At 74.5% G+C, this 14,130-nt stretch carries 14 protein-coding genes; 5 read left to right on the top strand and 9 right to left on the bottom strand.

What is annotated here, in order from left to right:
• The first annotated feature begins 75 nt into the window (after nt 1-75).
• From ACFYE1_RS06545 to ACFYE1_RS06525, 5 genes are all read left to right on the top strand, one after another.
• A complete protein-coding gene (locus ACFYE1_RS06545) occupies nt 76-1,350 on the top strand; it encodes a PucR family transcriptional regulator (RefSeq protein WP_387741157.1) in 1,275 nt (424 codons plus the stop codon).
• 78 nt (nt 1,351-1,428) lie between these two features.
• A complete protein-coding gene (locus ACFYE1_RS06540; RefSeq protein ID WP_387741155.1) occupies nt 1,429-2,343 on the top strand; it encodes an ACP S-malonyltransferase in 915 nt (304 codons plus the stop codon).
• A 111-nt stretch (nt 2,344-2,454) separates the two neighbouring features.
• Nucleotides 2,455-3,522, top strand: a complete 1,068-nt coding sequence (locus tag ACFYE1_RS06535; protein ID WP_387741153.1) for a beta-ketoacyl-ACP synthase III — start codon at nt 2,455-2,457, stop codon at nt 3,520-3,522.
• Between the two features lie 205 nt (nt 3,523-3,727).
• Entirely contained in the window at nt 3,728-3,973 is a 246-nt protein-coding gene (locus tag ACFYE1_RS06530) for an acyl carrier protein (protein WP_387741151.1), read from the top strand.
• A gap of 112 nt (nt 3,974-4,085) precedes the next feature.
• Nucleotides 4,086-5,345 carry a beta-ketoacyl-[acyl-carrier-protein] synthase family protein gene (locus tag ACFYE1_RS06525; RefSeq protein WP_387741150.1) on the top strand — a complete coding sequence of 420 codons (1,260 nt, stop codon included), beginning with the start codon at nt 4,086-4,088 and terminating at the stop codon, nt 5,343-5,345.
• 122 nt (nt 5,346-5,467) lie between these two features.
• Here ACFYE1_RS06525 and ACFYE1_RS06520 read toward each other — a convergent pair whose 3' ends face one another.
• From ACFYE1_RS06520 to lepB, 9 genes are all read right to left on the bottom strand, one after another.
• Complete coding sequence (locus ACFYE1_RS06520) at nt 5,468-5,971, bottom strand: DUF3145 domain-containing protein (RefSeq protein ID WP_387741148.1); 504 nt, start codon at nt 5,969-5,971, stop codon at nt 5,468-5,470.
• Nucleotides 5,972-6,279: 308 nt separating this feature from the next.
• Complete coding sequence (locus ACFYE1_RS06515) at nt 6,280-7,230, bottom strand: tyrosine recombinase XerC (RefSeq protein ID WP_387741146.1); 951 nt, start codon at nt 7,228-7,230, stop codon at nt 6,280-6,282.
• A gap of 9 nt (nt 7,231-7,239) precedes the next feature.
• Entirely contained in the window at nt 7,240-8,451 is a 1,212-nt protein-coding gene (locus tag ACFYE1_RS06510; RefSeq protein ID WP_387741144.1) for a DNA-processing protein DprA, read from the bottom strand.
• A 41-nt stretch (nt 8,452-8,492) separates the two neighbouring features.
• Nucleotides 8,493-10,064: a YifB family Mg chelatase-like AAA ATPase gene (locus tag ACFYE1_RS06505; protein WP_387741142.1), complete on the bottom strand. Its 1,572-nt coding sequence runs from the start codon at nt 10,062-10,064 to the stop codon at nt 8,493-8,495.
• A 165-nt stretch (nt 10,065-10,229) separates the two neighbouring features.
• Nucleotides 10,230-11,531 carry a hypothetical protein gene (locus ACFYE1_RS06500; protein WP_387741140.1) on the bottom strand — a complete coding sequence of 434 codons (1,302 nt, stop codon included), beginning with the start codon at nt 11,529-11,531 and terminating at the stop codon, nt 10,230-10,232.
• A 90-nt stretch (nt 11,532-11,621) separates the two neighbouring features.
• Nucleotides 11,622-11,990: a YraN family protein gene (locus tag ACFYE1_RS06495; protein WP_387741138.1), complete on the bottom strand. Its 369-nt coding sequence runs from the start codon at nt 11,988-11,990 to the stop codon at nt 11,622-11,624.
• A 109-nt stretch (nt 11,991-12,099) separates the two neighbouring features.
• Nucleotides 12,100-12,444, bottom strand: coding sequence for a DUF2469 domain-containing protein (locus tag ACFYE1_RS06490; protein WP_387741136.1), 345 nt, complete (start codon nt 12,442-12,444; stop codon nt 12,100-12,102).
• The gene (locus tag ACFYE1_RS06485; protein ID WP_387741134.1) at nt 12,441-13,220 is read right to left on the bottom strand and encodes a ribonuclease HII; all 780 of its coding nucleotides are present in this window, start codon (nt 13,218-13,220) and stop codon (nt 12,441-12,443) included. The genes ACFYE1_RS06490 and ACFYE1_RS06485 overlap by 4 nt, the downstream gene beginning before the upstream one ends.
• A complete protein-coding gene (gene lepB / locus ACFYE1_RS06480; protein WP_387741132.1) occupies nt 13,210-14,115 on the bottom strand; it encodes a signal peptidase I in 906 nt (301 codons plus the stop codon). The genes ACFYE1_RS06485 and lepB overlap by 11 nt, the downstream gene beginning before the upstream one ends.
• Nucleotides 14,116-14,130 lie beyond the last annotated feature (15 nt).

Here is a 14,130-nt window from a genome sequence, read left to right as displayed (position 1 = left end):
CACCCGCGTCCGGGTGGGCGGGGCGCCGTCGTCGTCGGGTCGGGGGCGGCGATCCGGTGCTCTAAGCTCGGTGGCATGGCTGGACAGGACGGGAACACCACGACGCGCTGGCTGCGCCCCTCGCGCAGGCGCTCCACCGACCGGCCCCGCCCCGCGGTCCCGCCCCATCCCAGGACGCTCGAGAACCTCAAGGCGAACCTGGGCGCGATCTCCACGGTCGCGACCCGCCGACTCGAGACGGACCTCGGCTGGTTCGAGGAGCTGCGCGCCGACGAGCGCTCCGAGCTGGGTCTCGTGGCCCAGCGGGGCATCTCCTCCTTCGTGCGCTGGTACGAGGACCCGGAGGAACCCCTGTGGGTGCTCACCCAGGTCTTCCGCGGCGCCCCCACGGACCTGACCCGCTCCATCTCCCTCCAGCACGCCCTGCAGCTGCTCCGGATCGTCGTCGACGTCGTCGAGGAGAAGGTCCCGGAGCTCGCCAAGCACCACGACGAGGCCGCGCTGCGGGAGGCCGTGCTGCGCTACTCGCGGGAGATCGCCTTCGCCGCCGCCGACGTCTACGCCCGCGCCGCCGAGAACCGCGGGTCGTGGGACGCCCGGCTGGAGTCCCTCGTGGTCGACGGGATCCTCCGGGGAGAGCACTCCGACTCGCTGCGCTCCCGCGTCGCGGCCCTGGGGTGGGCGTCGTCGGGCCCGGTGACCGTGCTCACGGGCTCCGCGCCCGAGGCCGCCGGCCCGTCCACCGTGGCCCGGCTGCGGCGGCTCGCCGGCCGCCATGCGCAGGACTCGCTCGTCTCCATCCAGGGCGACCGGCTCGTGCTCATCCTCGGGGGGCTGTCCGACCGGGACCTCGCCCTCGAGAAGCTGACCGCCGCCTTCGGGCCGGGACCGGTGGCCTACGGCCCGGAGTCCCCCACGGTCTTCGCGGCAGGGCGCTCCGCCCGGCTCGCCCACGCGGCCCTGTCCGTGGCACCCGCCTGGCCCGCGGCGCCGCGTCCCGTGCACTCCGAGGACCTGTGGCCGGAGCGGGCCATGGCCGGGGACGAGAGTGCGCGCACGGCGATGGTCGAGTCGGTGTACCGGCCGCTGACGCGCTCCGCGACCGGGCTCGTGGAGACCCTGTCCGCCTACGTCTCCGTCGGCCACTCCCTCGAGGCCACCGCCCGGGAGCTGTTCGTGCACGCCAACACGGTGCGCTACCGGCTGCGCCGGATCAGCGACCTCACCGGCTGGGACCCCCTGGTCCCCCGTGACGCGTTCGTGCTGCACTGCGCCCTCGTGGCGGGCCGGCTCGCGGACTCGTGCGCTCCCATCGACACGTCGGCCCCCGCCGTGGGACCGGTCTTGTAGCATCCCTACAAACACCGCCGCCGCGCTTGGTGCCCTCCGGGCCACCGCACAGTGCCGCATCCTTGGGAAGCTGTAGCGGTGATCGCGATCGTCTGCCCCGGACAGGGCTCCCAGAAACCCGGCTTTCTCACCGACTGGCTCGCCCTCGACGGCGTCCGCGCCCACCTCGAGGAGCTGGGCGAGGCCGCGGGGCTCGACCTCGTGCACTACGGCACCCAGGCCGACGAGGACACCATCAAGGACACCGCGGTGGCCCAGCCCCTCATCGTGGCCGCGGGCCTCGTGGCAGGCCGGCTGCTCGGCGACCGGATCGGCCCCGGCCGGGACGACCTCCTCTTCGCGGGACACTCGGTCGGTGAGATCACCGCCTCCGCCCTGGCCGGCGCCCTCACCGAGGCCGACGCCATGGCCTTCGTGCGCACCCGGGCCAACGCCATGGCCCAGGCGGCCGCCGCCGCCCCCACCGGCATGAGCGCTGTGCTCGGGGGCAAGGAGGACGAGGTCCTCGCCGCCATCGAGGCCGCGGGCCTGACGCCCGCGAACGCCAACGGGGGCGGGCAGACGGTGGCCGCAGGCACCCTCGAGCAGCTGGCCGCGCTCGCCGAGGACCCTCCGGCCCGTGCCCGGGTGGTCCCCCTCAAGGTGGCCGGTGCCTTCCACACCGAGCACATGGCCCCCGCCCTCGAGCCGCTGCGCGAGCTGGTCCCCCGGCTCTCGCCCGCCGAGCCGGTGCACCCCCTGCTCTCCAACGCCGACGGCGGACCCGTGGCCGGCGGCGCCGAGAACCTCGAGGCGCTCGTGGCCCAGGTGTGCCGGCCCGTGCGCTGGGACCTGTGCACGCGGACCTTCCTGGAGCGCGGTGTCGAGCAGCTGGTCGAGCTGCCCCCGGCGGGCACCCTCGTCGGTCTGGCCAAGCGCGGCATGAAAGGCGTGCCGGCCCTCGCCGTGAACTCCGCGGCGGAGCTGGAGCAGGCCAAGAGTATTCTTGACTGACGTCCGCGCGCGCACCTCGTGCGCCGCCCGTCCCGAGGCCGGAGCAGCCGTTCCGCCCCACCCAGCCGGCCCGTCCGCCCCGCCCGGCCGCACGAAGGAGCAACGACCCCCGTGGTGACCCTGAAGCAGCAACAGACCAACGCGCACTCCCGGATCCTCGGCCTGGGCGTCTACCGTCCGGACGTGGTCGTGACCAACGACGACGTGTGCCAGTGGATCGAGTCCTCGGACGAGTGGATCCAGCAGCGCACCGGCATCAAGACCCGGCACCGCGCCGCCGAGGACGTGAGCGTCCTCGACATGTCCGAGCACGCCGCCCGGGACGCGCTGGCCGACGCCGGCATCGAGGCCGCGCAGCTCGGGGCGGTCATCGTCTCCACGATCTCCTTCCCCTACCTGACCCCGTCCGCCGCCGCGGCCCTGGCCGACCGTCTGGACGCCACCCCGGCGCCGGCCTTCGACATCTCGGCCGCCTGTGCCGGCTACTGCTACGGCGTCGCCCAGGCGGACGCCCTCGTCCGCTCGGGAGCGGCCGACTACGTGCTGGTCATCGGTGTGGAGAAGCTCTCCGACGTCATCGACAACAGCGAGCGGTCCATCTCGTTCCTGCTCGGCGACGGCGCGGGCGCCGTGGTCATCGGCCCCTCGGACACCCCCGGCATCGGGCCGTCCGTGTGGGGCTCCGACGGCTCCAAGTGGGACGCCATCCGGATGACCCACCCGCTCACCGACATCAGGGCGGTGGAGCTGGGGCACGAGCGGTCCCAGTCCCCCGACCTCCTCGACCCGGAGACCGGTGAGGTGCGCGAGGACGCCACCCTCTGGCCGACGCTGCGCCAGGACGGCCAGACGGTCTTCCGGTGGGCGTCCTGGGAGGTCGCCAAGCGGGCGCAGGAGGCCATGGACGTGGCCGGGGTGCGGCCCGAGGACCTGAGCGCCTTCATCCCCCACCAGGCGAACATGCGGATCATCGACCAGATGGCCAAGACGCTCAAGCTCCCCGAGTCCGTGGTCATCGCCCGGGACATCGCCGACTCCGGCAACACGTCCGCCGCGTCCGTGCCCCTCGCCACGCACCGCCTGCTGACCGAGCACCCGGAGCTGTCCGGAAAGCTGGCCCTGCAGATCGGCTTCGGAGCCGGCCTCGTCTACGGGGCGCAGATCGTCGTCCTCCCCTGACCTCCACCGGCGCGGGCCGGGCCCCGGAGTCCTGCCCACGTGTCGGTGCCGCCGCGGGCCCCTGCGAGTCGTCGTAGGGTTGAACCGCACACCCGATGTCCCCCGGCCCGGCCTTCCGGCCTGACCGGGACAGATGCACCCGGCACCTGCCCGGGGCGCACGCCACCACCGGCTGCTCCGGCAGCCGCAGAGAAAGGAAGCCACCATGGCGAGCAAAGACGAGATCCTGACCGGCCTGGCCGAGATCGTCAACGAGGAGACCGGCCTCGAGACCGAGGCCGTCCAGCTGGACAAGTCCTTCACCGAGGACCTCGACATCGACTCCATCTCGATGATGACCATCGTGGTCAACGCCGAGGAGAAGTTCGACGTGACCATCCCCGACGAAGAGGTCAAGAACCTCAAGACCGTCGAGGACGCCGTCAACTTCATCGACAACGCCCAGGCCTGATCCGGCCGGTCGGTGCGGGGCGCGGCAGACCGCAGGATCCGCCGCGCCCCGCCCGACCCGCGACCGGGCGGGCCGCCCGCCGCTTCACCCCAGGACACGAGGAAGTGCAGTCATGACCCGCAAAGTAGTCGTCACCGGTCTCGGTGCCACCACCCCGATCGGGGGCACCGTCCCCGAGCTGTGGCGCAGCGCCACCACGGGCGTCTCCGGCGTGAGAGCCATCGAGCACGACTGGGTGGACACCTACGATCTCGGCGTGCGGATCGCCGCGACGGTGTCGACCCCGGCGAGCGAGGTGCTCAGCCGGGTCGAGGCCAAGCGCTTGGACCCGTCGGGGCAGCTCTCCGTCATCGCCGCCCGTGAGGCGTGGGCCGATGCCGGCTTCTCCGGCAACAACGCGGAGTCCTCCGACGAGGTCGATCCGGACCGCTTTGCCGTGGCCTTCGGCACCGGCATCGGCGGGGTCTGGACACTGCTGGACGCCTACGACACCCTGCTGAAGCGCGGGGCCCGGCGGATCATGCCGCTGACCGTGCCCATGCTCATGCCCAACGGCAACGCCGCGGCCGTCGGCATGGACCTCAAGGCCCGTGCCGCGTCCATCACGCCGGTCTCGGCGTGCGCCTCCGGCACGGAGGCCTTCTACCAGGGCATGAACCTCATCCGTTCCGGCAAGGCGGACCTCGTGGTGGTGGGCGGCGCCGAGTCCGCGATCCACCCCGTGACCATCGCGGCGTTCGCCTCGATGCAGGCGCTGTCGAAGCGCAACGACGAGCCCGAGCGCGCCTCCCGCCCCTACGACACCGCCCGCGACGGGTTCGTGATGGGCGAGGGCGCCGGGGCCGTGGTGCTCGAGTCGGAGGAGCACGCGAAGGCCCGCGGCGCACGGATCTACGCCGAGCTCGCCGGCGCTGGCCTCACCGCGGACGCCTACCACATCACCGCACCCGACGAGGAGGGCCGCGGGGCGGCCCGTGCCCTCGCCGAGGCCATGGAGACCGGGGAGTTCGAGCCGGCCGACGTCAAGCACGTCAACGCCCACGCGACCTCGACGCCCAGGGGAGACGCCCCCGAGGCCGGTGCCCTGCGCCGTGCGTTCGGCCCTGCCGTGGACGACATGTGCGTTTCGGCGACGAAGTCGATGACTGGTCACATCCTGGGCGGCTCGGGCGCCGTGGAGGCCGTGCTCACCGTGCTGGCCGTCCACCACCGCACCGCGCCGTGCACCATCAACCTGGAGAACCAGGACCCGGAGATCGACCTCGACGTGGTCACGGACGCCCGCGACCTCACCTCCGGAGAGTTCGTGGCCGTGTCCAACTCCTTCGGTTTCGGCGGTCACAACGCGGTCGCCGCGTTCCGCACCGTCTGAGCGCACACCTGTCGAGCCCACGTCGTCGGGCGCACGCGGAGGGCCGTCCCACTGGTTGCGGGACGGCCCTCCGCGTGCTGCAGGCCCCGTGCCCCCCGGAGGCGGGGCGGGCCTGTGGGTCCTCAGCCGACGCGGTGCAACCAGCGCACCGGTGCGCCCTCCGCGGCGTGCCGGAACGGCTCGAGCTCTTCGTCCCAGGCCTCTCCCAGGGCGAGCGAGAGCTCGTTGATGACGAGCAGCGGGTTGCCGGCCGCCGTCTCGTAGGCGTAGCGGATCCGGTCCTCGGAGACCATGATGTTGCCGGCGGCGTCCGTGGTCGCGTGGAAGATCCCGAGGTCGGGGGTGAAGGACCAGCGGGCGCCGTCGTGGCCACGGCACGGGTTCTCGGTGACCTCGAACCGGAGGCGGCCCATCGTGCGCAGCGCCGAGGCGAGGAGGGCTCCGGTGCCGGCAGGTCCGGACCACTCCAGCTCGGAGCGCACGGATCCGGGCTCGGCGTTCTGCTGGGTCCACTCGAGTTCCGTGCGCTGGCGCGCGACCGACTCCAGTGCCCACTGGATGTGCGGGCACAGGGCTCGCGGGGCCGAGTGCACGTACAGCACTCCGCGCGTGGTGGGTGAAGACATGACCTGTTCCTCCGTCGTGTAGGTACGTCTTCCCCAACGCCCTGCACGGAAGCGGCCCCACCCGCCGGGTCGCGGCGATCGTGCCGCACCCGGACGATGCTGTTGTCCGGGTTTCCGCCCGCCGCGGGGATTCGAGGCCCGCACGGCGTCCGGTCGACCGGGTGCCGCACCCGTCGTGCCGGCCGGTTCCCAGCTCGTTGCCGTGTCCGGTACGTCGAGTACAATACGCCACTCATTCAACTGCAAACATTCCACGGGCGTCAACCCGGGGCGCCGTGTTGCCCTCCGATCCCGCTCCGGTGCCCAGGTCAGGCCCGGGGGTGGGCCTGACGGTAGACCGTTCCCAGGCGGTCCACGGAGACGTGGGTGTAGATCTGGGTGGTCGCCACGGAGGCGTGCCCCAGCAGCTCCTGCACGGTGCGCAGGTCGGCGCCGCCGTCCACGAGGTGCGTGGCCGCCGAGTGCCGCAGGGCGTGCGGACCCCTCGCCGCGGTGTCGGGGACGGTGCCGAGCTCGCGCTCCACGACCCGCCGGACCTGCCGGGCGTCGATCCGACCGCCCCGGGAGCCGAGGAACAGTGCCGGACCGCTGCCCGCGGCCGCCAGGACGGGCCGGCGGGCCAGCCAGAGCTCGAGCGCCTGGTCGGCAGGGCCACCGAAGGGAACCGTGCGCTGCTTGTCGCCCTTGCCGACCACCGTGAGGACGCGGCGGGAGCGGTCGACGTCGTCGACGTCGGCGCCCGCGAGCTCGCCCACCCGCGCGCCGGTGGCGTAGAGCAGCTCGACGAGGGCGCGGTCCCGGGCGACGAGCGCCGCGTCCGCGCCGCCGGTCCCGGGCGCGGTGGACCGCGCGGCGAGGTCGTCGAGCAGATCCCGCATCCCGTCGGCGGGCACGACGTCCGGGAGGTGGCGCCGGCGACGGGGCGCGACGAGCCGGAGACTGGGATCTGCCCCCAGTAGGCCTGTGGCGGCCGCCCAGCCGAAGAACCCGCGGACCGACGCCGTCCAGCGAGCCATGGACGAGCGTCCCGCCCCCTCGGCGTGCCGGGCGGCCAGCCACGCCCGGAGCATGTCCAGCTCCACGGCGGCCGGCGCGGCGACCCCGTACCGGGCGTGCAGCCAGGTGAAGAGCGCGCGGAGGTCGCCCGAGTAGGCGTCCACGGTGCGGGGACTCCGGGCCAGCTCGTGCACCAGGTGGTCCGTGTACCGCTCCAGGGCCCGGACCACGGCCGGGGGCAGCGGGGCGGCGTCGCTCGTCATGGAGTGATTCTAGCGACGGCGGCGCCAGCCCTCCCCCGACTCCTCCGCCAGGCCGCGCTCCTCGAGCCGGCGCAGCCCGCCCAGCACCTCGCGGGCGGACAGTCCGGCGACGCGGGACAAATGGTCCGGGCGGCTGCGCACCGTCAGGGGCAGCGCGTCGAGGAGCACGCGGTCGCGGTCGGGGAGTCCGTCGACGACGGAGACCGGGGCGGGGCGGTCGGGCGCCGGCGCAACGCCGAGCGGCTGGACCAGCTCGAGCACCTCGTCGACGTCCGTGACCAGGACGGCGGTGCCCTCCCGCACCAGCCGGTGGCAACCGGCGGAGGTGCCGGCGTGGACGCTGCCGGGCACCGCACCCACCGGGCGGCTGAGCCCGTCCGCGTGGTGGGCGGTGTTCTGCGCCCCCGACCGCCACCGGGCCTCGACCACCACGGTGCCGGCCGAGAGGGCCGCGATGATCCGGTTGCGCTGCAGGAAGCGGTAGCGGCTGGGCGTGCACCCCGGGGCGACCTCGGCCAGCAGCAGCCCGGCGGACTCGACCCCGCGCAGCAGCCCGTGGTTGCCCGGCGGATAGAGGCGGTCGATCCCGCACGCCATGACCGACACCGTGGCCGGGTGCGCGGTGCCGGTGGCCAGCGCGGCCGAGTGCGCGGCCTGGTCGATGCCGTAGGCGCCGCCGGAGACGACCGTCCAGCCGCGGGCGGCCAGGGCGCCGGCCAGGTCCAGGGCGACCTGCCGGCCGTAGGTCGAGCAGTCCCGGGAGCCGACGACGGCGACGGAGCGGGCGGCGGGGAAGCCGAGGAACCGTCGGTCACCGCGGCCCCACAGGCCCACCGGCTGGAAGAGGCCCAGGTCGGCGAGCGCGGCGGGCCAGTCGGGGTCCTCGGGGATCGCGAACCACGCCCCCGCCCCGGCGGCCACCGCCAGGTCCTCGGAGGGGTCGAGGTCCGCCGCCCGGGGGGCCCAGCGGGCGAGCGCGCGCCGGAGGTCGACCTGCCGGGGACCGTATCCGGCCTCGGCAGCGGCGCGCACGAACACCGGGTGCTCCCCGGCACCGATGGGGCGTGCCCCCGTGGCGATCTCGAGCGCGGCGACCGGTCCGAGCGCCGCCAGCAGGAGCATCGCGGTGGGGTCCGTGGGCTCCACGAGCCGGGACAACCCGGCCCGGGCCAGGAGCAGCGGGTCGTGGCCGGGGCGCGGGGCGGACGGGGAGGAGTGCATGACGGGGTCTTCCTGTCGCGGACGGGCGGACGCGGCGGCGCTCAGGCCGGTACGAGGGCGCGGAAGTACAGCGCGGTGTCGACGTCGTCGAGGACCGGGACGCCACGGCCCTCGAGGTCGGCCAGCGTCCAGGCGACGCGGAGCACCCGCTGGTGCCCGCGGGCGGTCAGCGAGCCGCGGTCCATGGCCCGCTCCAGCGGAGCGGTGACCGGCCGCGGAGGGCGCAGGGCGCCGTGCAGGAGGCTCCCCCCGAGCTCGGCGTTGGTGCGCAGGCCCAGGCCCCGGAGGCGCTCCGTCTGCGCCGCCCGCGCGCGGGCGACGCGCACGGCGACCTCCGCCGTGCTCTCCCCCTGACCCGCCCCGGCGGCGAGCTCCCCGTAGGTGACCTTCGGTACGGCGATCTGCAGGTCCACCCGGTCCAGCAGCGGACCGCTCAGCTTGCCGAAGTAGCCGCGGCGCACCCGTGGGGTGCAGGTGCAGTCGGCCCCGCGACCCCCGGACTGCCCGCACGGGCAGGGATTCGTCGCGAGCACCAGCTGGAAGCGGGCCGGATAGACGGCCGAGGCCGCGGACCGGTCGATCACGATCCGGCCGTTCTCGAGGGGTTGGCGCAGCGCGTCGATCACGCCGCGGTCGAACTCGGGGGCCTCGTCGAGGAACAGGACGCCGCGGTGGGCCCGGGAGGCGGCGCCCGGCCGCGGGATCCCCGCACCGCCCCCGAACAGCGCTGCCGTCGAGGCGGTGTGGTGCGGCGCCTCGAACGGAGGGCGCCGCATGAGGGCTGTGCACCGCCCGGCGGCCCGGTAGAGGGAGTGGACGGCCGTGACCTCCATCGCGGCGTCGTCCTCGAGATCCGGAAGCAGGCCGGGGAGGCGCTCGGCGAGCATCGTCTTGCCGGATCCGGGCGGGCCGACCATGAGCAGGTGGTGCCCTCCCGCGGCGGCGATCTCCAGGGCCAGGCGGCCGTCCGCCTGGCCGGCGACGTCGGCGAGATCCGGTGCGGCGTGCGGCGCCGGGTCCGTCACGACGCCGTCCGGCCCGGCACCGCCCGCCGCCGCCCCGCCCGGTCCGAATCCCGCGGGTGCCGGTCGGCGCAGACCCGCGGGATCCACCCCTGTGGCGGCGAGCACCTCCGCGAGGCAGCCGAAGGCCTCCACCCGCGCCCCGGGGACCAGTGCCGCCTCATCCGCGTTGGCCGCGGACACGACGATGCGCTCGTGCCCGGCGCGCACGGCCGCCATGACCGCCGGCAGGATGCCGCGCACCGGCCGCAGCGCCCCGTCCAGGCCCAGCTCGGCCAGGAACACGGTCCGCCCGGTGGCGGGCACGTCACCGGCGGCCTGCAGGGCGCTCATCACGATCGCGAGATCGAACAGCGATCCGCGCTTGGGCAAGGTCGCCGGGGTCAGGTTCACGGTGAGCTTGCGCGGGCTCAGGGGCGTCCCGCTGTTGCGCGCCGCCGCCCGCAGCCGTTCCCTGGCCTCGTTGAGCGCCGCGTCCGGCAGACCCACGATGGTGAACGCCGGGAGGGTCTGGCCGATGTCCGCCTCGACCTCCACCATCGACCCGTCCAGCCCGACGAGAGCCACCGCCCAGGTGCGCGCGAAGCCCATCAGCGCACCCCCGAGCCGGGTGCGGACGGATCCCGTGGGCGGCGCCCGGGGACAGGGGACGGATGGCAACGACGACGGTGCATGGGGACCTCCTGGCCCCCATGCTGGGCAACCAAGGCGCCGGGCGGCAGACCGATCCGCCCGGCGGTGGAGAAGACCGCAGGATCAGGCCAGCTCGGCCTCGCTGGGGAGCGCGGGTGGAGGCTCCGACGTCGCGGTGGGCGACGGAGTGGGCGACGGAGTGCCGGCTGAGCCCGAAGGCGTGGACGTCGGCGTGGACGTCGGCGTGGACGTCGGCGTGGATGTCGGCGCGGGCGTCGGCGTGGGCTCCGGGCGCGGAGGCCAGTTCCGGCGCCAGGTGGGGCTCGACGAGGGTGAGGCCGACGCGCCGGCCGTGGGGCCGCCCGACTCCGTGCCCTCGCCGTTGTTCCCTGCGGTGCCGGCCGGGGGCTGCGTGGGCGTGGGTGTGGGAGTCGGAGGGGGTTCCACGATCGGGCCGGTGGTGGGCTGCGGGGTGGGCGCGGGTGCCGGTGCGGGCGGCGGCTCGACGACCGGGGCGCAGACCGCGTTCCAGGCCGCCTCCTGCACGGGCCCGGACGGCTGCGCCGGGTCCGCGCAGTCGGGCGAGTACACGGGCTCCGGGTCGGGGGCCGGTGCGGGCTCGGCGGTGGCCGGCGCGGCCGGCACCTGCGGGGGCTGCGCGGCGGGCCGAGCGGGTTCCGGTGCTGCCGGTGCCGGCACCGGCTCCGCCTCGATCCTCTCCCGCGGCTCCGTGCTCGGCGCTCCCGCCCGGTACTGGCGCTGCTCCGGTCCGTGCCCCACCGGGGCCGGGTCCTGGGAGCGGTCGTTCGGATACGGGGACAGCTCGACGTCGTCGAAGGTCCGAGGGAGGCCCTCGAAGTCGCCGACCATGAGCTCACGGCCGGTGGCACCGACCGGTACGGCCCCGGTGTACCGGGCGATCAGCTCGTTCGTGCGGGCATCGAGCCGGGCGCCCTCCTGCGGTTCCAGGCGTGAGCCGTCGGCGCTCCAGAAGTCGCCCTCCCCGGAGCGGTTGGGGTCCCAGTCGACCAGGACCTCGGCGACCGGCTCGAACGGGAACTGCCCGCCCTCGTGGCTGATCACCTTGAGGTCGTCGATCTGCACGGTGCGGGCACCCTCGGTGTTGTCGATGTGCAGCTCGACGTAGGTCACCGGTTCCACGTCCAGGTCTCGCCGCAGCTGCTCGACCTCGTCGTCCGGGGCCGGCACGGTGGGCAGGTCGAAGGTGATGACCGCGCCCTCGTCGGTGGTGAGGGCGTAGGGGCCCGGGCTGAGCCCGCTGGGCGCGGTGGTCACGGTGCCCGGTTGCGCGAGCGTGTCGGGCTCCGAGGCCTTCAGCACGCCGCACCCGGTGGCGGTCAGCGCGACGGCTGCCGCAAGAGCCGCGGCGCGTCGTGGAGCGGCGAGCGGTCCCGCAGCGACCACAGCACACCTCCGTCGTTCTCCCGGATATCGACGGTTCAACAGTGGCACGTCGCACGAGGCATGTCACGTGGGTCGCTGGCGCGGCGCGTCTCATTGGATCTGCTGCAGGACCTCGATCCCGGGCACCCCGTCGTGTGCGAAAGTAATTGCAACGGCATCGACCCTGATCACCCGGGGATCGCGGTCGTGGGCCCGTGCCCAGGCGGCCGCCAGGCGGTGCAGACGGTCGATCTTCTGCCGCGTAATGGACTCGAGCGGATGCCCGTAACGCAGGCTCGATCGGGTCTTCACCTCGACGACGACCACCCATCCCTCGTGCTCCGCGACGAGGTCGGCCTCCCCCCGCAGGCCGTCCCGCGAGGGCCGTGCGCGCCAGTTGCGCTCCAGCACGTGATACCCCCGCGTCTCGAGGTGGGCGGCCGCCAGCCGTTCGCCGCGCTCGCCCAGTCCCTCGGGCACGGGACACCTCCTCGGTCGGCGGCCGTCCCGGCAGCAGCCGGGCAGGTGCCCCAGCGTGCGCCGGGACGGCCGCCCGCCGCCGGGTCCCGGACGCCGTGTGCAGGGCGGATCAGGATGCCGCGGGGCCCTCCGGCACGGGCCCGGCCGCGCCCGGCACGGAGAAAGGGTCCGCGTGGGCGAGCTCCTCCACGTTGACGTCCTTGAAGCTCATGACGTGCACGTGCTTCACGAACCGGGCGGAGCGGTAGACGTCCCACACCCAGGCGTCCTTGAGCTCCACGTCGAAGTAGAGCCCGTTCTGCGTCTCGACCGGCTCGATCCTGACCGAGTTGGCCAGGTAGAACCGCCGGTCCGTCTCCACCACGAACTGGAAGAGCCCGGCGACGTCCCGGTACTCGCGGTACAGCTGCAGCTCGAGGTCCGTCTCGAAGTTCTCGAGCTCTTCGGCGCTCATGTCGTCCCCTCTCCGATCGTGCCGGGCCCGGCCGTGGGCGGCGCCTGCGTGAGCCGCCAGCTGAGCCGGTGGTGCGGCGTGGTCCCGTGCTCCTGGAGGGCGCGGCGGTGCCGGGCGGCGCCGTAGCCCTTGTTGCCGTCCCAACCGTACTGCGGCCACCCGTCCGAGAGCTCGCCCATGATCCGGTCCCGCTCCACCTTGGCGAGCACGCTGGCCGCGGCGACGGACGCGCACGTCAGGTCCGCCCGGACCCGGGTCACCACGGTCCCGGCCCAGTCGGGCCCGGAAGCGGGATCCGGCCCGGCGGCGCCGGCCGGGAAGGCATCCTGCGGGAGCGAGAGCCAGTCGTGGCCTCCGTCCAGGAGCACGACCTCGGGCGGCGCGCCCCCGTGCTGCGCGGCAGCCGCGATCGCCCGGCGTCCGGCGAGACGCAGCGCGGCCGTCAGGCCGAGTCCGTCGATCTCCTGCGGCGAGGCATGGCCGATGCCGACGGCCGCGCACCACGCGAGGATGCGCGGGACGAGCGCTTCGCGCCGGGCGGGGCTGAGCAGCTTGCTGTCCCGCAGCCCGGCAACGCCGCGCTCCGTGCCGGGACGCAGGACGACCAGTCCGGCGGTGACCGGTCCGGCGAGGGCCCCGCGGCCCACTTCGTCCATCCCGCCCACGAGGCGCCCGTCCGGCTCCTGCAGGGACCGCTCGACCCCGAGACCCGGGGCCCGGCCCCGTGTCGGCGCCGCGCGCCGGGCCCGCCGGGCCCGCCGGGACTCAGGAGCCACCGGTGGACCGGTCGGCGACATCCGCGAAGACCTCGTCCGGGTTCTGCAGCAGCTGGAACCGGTCGAGCGGCCAGGCGATGACGAACGCGGTGCCCACGACGTCGTCGTGGCTGATGAACGCACCGTTGTCCGCGATCTCGGCCAGGTGCACCCGGGCGTCGGCGGACGCGTCCCGGTGGTCGCCCAGCACGAAGTAGTGGTTCTCGGGAACCTCGACCTCGAACTCGAAGTCCGAGGGCGCGGACCCGGGGTGGAGGTAGGCGTCCTGCTCCTCGAGGGGCTCGCCGTTGACCGTGACCTGCCCCGAGGCGTCGCAGCAGACCACGGTGTCGCCCCCGACCCCGATGACGCGCTTGATGAGGTGCTGGTCGGTGCGGTCGGGCAGCACGCCGACGAAGGCCAGGGCGTCGTAGACGGCGTCGGTGGGGCCGCCCCCGCTGTCGGGCTGCGCGGGGAGCCAGCCCTTGGCGTCCTCGAAGACCACGATGTCGCCGCGCTCGAGGGGCCCGAAGGTGGGCTCGAGCACGTTCACGAAGATGCGGTCGTTGAGCTGGAGGGTGTTCTCCATCGACCCGGACGGGATGTAGAACCCCCGCACGAGGAGGGTCTTCACGACGAAGGCGATGAGCACGGCCCAGACCAGCACGAGGAGGATCTCCCGGACCGAGCCCCAGAGCGTGTCGGGACGCTTCTTGCGGGAGCGCCCGGACGCCGAGCGCCGGCCGGCGCGGCGCCCGGACGCCGCGTCCTGCCCGTCCTCGGTGCCGTCGAGGGGGACGGTGGCGCGCTCCGCACCGGCGGTGGGCGCTGCCGGGACGGGAACGGCGGCGTCGCTCGGGACGCCGTGGTTCTCCTGGGGCACGCCGTCGCCGGCGGGCTGGGTCCTGTCAGCCACTGCTCTCGTCCTTCC

This window comes from Kocuria nitroreducens (assembly GCF_042879195.1).
Lineage (GTDB): Bacteria > Actinomycetota > Actinomycetes > Actinomycetales > Micrococcaceae > Kocuria > Kocuria nitroreducens.
This window is presented reverse-complemented; position numbering and strand designations above follow the sequence as displayed.